Below are 2,449 nucleotides of genomic sequence, written 5' to 3'. Positions count from 1 at the left end.
CCCCTGATCACCCTCGACAACCCCGACGTCATCGTCGAAGCCCTCAAACCCGCCGAAGACCGCAGCGGCGACATCATCGTCCGCCTCTACGAATCCCGCGGCGGCCGCGCCACCACCACCCTCACCCCGCACTTCCCCCACACCGCGATCACCCGAACCGACCTGCTCGAACGCCCCACCGGCGAACCCCAGTACCACGCCGAACCCATCACCCTGCGCCCCTTCGAAATCCGCACCCTCCGCATCACCCGAACCGGTGCCGAGACCAAAGGAGCGGACCCGGACCCGACCCGGTGAAACGCGCGGCGCGCCGGGGTGAACACCACCCGGATCCGGTGATCGCCGCGCGCCCCACCACCACGCGCTCCGCATCATGGCCGCAGAGCCCGCACCGACCGCACACCGCGCCGGACGGCTCACCGGACCGCGTCCCCCGGGGCGCGGACGAAAAAGGGGGTGGGGGGGGGGGGGGGGGGGGGGGGGCGCCGGCCCCCCCCCCCCCCCGCCCCCCCCGCCCCCCCGCCCCCCCGCCCCCCCCCCCCCCCCCCCCCCCCCCCCCCCCCCCCCCCCCCCCCCCCCCCCCCCCCCCCCTAAACGCGCCACCGCGCACCGACTCTCGCGGGTGATCCGCACACCCCGCCATGGGTACCGTCGAACGATCGAACGAACGACGACGGAGGTACGCCCCGTGCTCGTGGCAGCCACCGGCGCACCAGGCGCCACGAGCCGCGCAGTGCTCGACACCCACCCGAACCACCACGCCCAGGCATGACCCCCGCACACCGCGTCACACCCGGCCCCCTGCCACGTCCCCACCCGAGCGGGCCGACAACCGGCACCGCACGCCGAACGGCAGAACGGGCGGTACCCGCGTACCGCGGTGGGGGACGACCATGAACCGGTTCGCCGAGTTCCTGCGACGACAGATCGACATCGACCTGGAACTGCTGCGCTGGGTGCGCGAAGACGTCGAAGCGGGCAACGCCAAACCCTGCGGCGGCACCGTCTTCCGCGGCTTCCGCGAATGCGAGCTCAAGACCAGGCTGCTGCGCCAGCACCAGCTCTGCGGCTCCGGCACCGGACCCTGCGACCGGCTCGGCGAGGCCTACCCGCCCGAAGACGAACGCGGCTGCGCCACCCGAGCCCTGCTCGGCCTGCCCTACGCCGACCGGCCCGGCTACCGCGCCCGCTGGCGCCCCTGACCGCCTCAGGACGTCAACAACCGCCAGCCCCGCGCCGCGAGCAGCACCGTCGCCAACAACCCCGCCAGCAGGAAACCCGCCACCTCACCGAGCACCATGCACAACAACGCCGCCACCACCGCGACGCAACCCAGCACGACCCGCACCCCGGGCCGCGACCGGCCGGGCAGCTCCGCGCGCCGCAACCGGTCGGCGAAATCGGGGTCCTGCAGAACCAGACCCTTCTCGATTTCCGCGATGCGGCGGCGTTCGTGCCTGGGCAGCATGACCTCGACCTCCCTGGAGTGGACCGACAACCGGCTACCCGCGAGAACGAGATCCCTACACCCCGCAGCCGCAGGTCACGGCCGCCGCGCCCGCACCAGCCACGCCGCCGACTCGAACAGCACGCCCCGCTCGGACTCGTGCTCGGTGAGCAGCGCCAGCAGCCGCGCCTCCGCCCGCTCCCGCTGCGGCGCCTCCAGCCCGGCCAGCAACCCGGAGAACTGCCCGGTGACGAACCGGAACGCGTCCGCGGCGTCCCGGCCGAAGTACATCCGCTCCCGCAGCCCGTCCAACCGCACCCGTTCGAAACCCGCCGACTCCAGCAACGCCCGCACCACCGCCGGCTCGCTCATCGACAGCGGACCCGGCCCGTCCACCGGCGGCGCGCCCTCGCGTCCACCGGAGAGCACCGAGCGGAACCCGCCCATCCACGGGTTGTGCTCCGCCGGCTGCCAGGTCAGCAGCGCCAGCCCACCGCCCGGCGTCAACGCCCGCCCGAGGTGGGTGAACGCGTCGCGGGGCGCGCCGAAGAACATCGCCCCGTGCCTGCTCAGCACCAGGTCGACGGTGGGGAAGGGGTGAACCTGCGCGTCAGCCCGCTCGAACGACGCGTTCGCCACCCCTTCCCGCTGCGCCAGCACCCGGGCCAGCTGCACCAGGGGCGCCGAGAGATCGACCCCGTGCGCCCAGCCCGCCGCCGCGCGCCGCGCCGCGTCCCGGGTGACCTTCCCGCTGCCGCAGCCGACGTCGAGCACCCGCGCGGCCGGGCCGATCTCGGCCGCGTCCAGGAACAGCTCGTGGTAGGCGGCGACGCCCTCGTCGAAGCGCTCGGCGCGCTCCGCCCAGAACTCGCCCTGCTCGCCGTCCCACGCCCGGGACTGGGCGGCGTTCGACGGGGCGATCGCGATCTCGGGCTGCTCGGCCATGTGCTTCCCCCAGCGGTGCGGTGAACGGTGCGTTCGGGGAGGGGAGTCTATGGGGCG

At 74.6% G+C, this 2,449-nt stretch carries 4 protein-coding genes; 2 read left to right on the top strand and 2 right to left on the bottom strand.

Features of this window, described 5'->3' with window-relative positions; translation table 11 throughout:
- Positions 1–297, top strand: a 297-nt coding sequence (locus tag LCD31_RS28615; RefSeq protein ID WP_224963289.1) for a glycosyl hydrolase-related protein, incomplete at its 5' end; no start/stop codon positions are given.
- A gap of 596 nt (positions 298–893) precedes the next feature.
- Positions 894–1,202: a DUF6221 family protein gene (locus tag LCD31_RS28610; RefSeq protein ID WP_224963286.1), complete on the top strand. Its 309-nt coding sequence runs from the start codon at positions 894–896 to the stop codon at positions 1,200–1,202.
- A 5-nt stretch (positions 1,203–1,207) separates the two neighbouring features.
- Here LCD31_RS28610 and LCD31_RS28605 read toward each other — a convergent pair whose 3' ends face one another.
- Positions 1,208–1,468 (bottom strand): DUF3040 domain-containing protein, encoded by a 261-nt coding sequence (locus tag LCD31_RS28605; RefSeq protein WP_224963284.1) that lies wholly within the window; start codon positions 1,466–1,468, stop codon positions 1,208–1,210.
- Between the two features lie 75 nt (positions 1,469–1,543).
- Positions 1,544–2,392, bottom strand: coding sequence for a class I SAM-dependent methyltransferase (locus LCD31_RS28600; RefSeq protein ID WP_224963282.1), 849 nt, complete (start codon positions 2,390–2,392; stop codon positions 1,544–1,546).
- Positions 2,393–2,449 lie beyond the last annotated feature (57 nt).

Source organism: Saccharopolyspora sp. 6M (genome assembly GCF_020176775.1).
GTDB classification, from domain to species: Bacteria; Actinomycetota; Actinomycetes; order Mycobacteriales; family Pseudonocardiaceae; genus Saccharopolyspora_C; species Saccharopolyspora_C gregorii.
The sequence above is the reverse complement of the archived record's forward strand: the minus strand, read 5'-3'. Positions and strand labels throughout refer to the sequence as shown.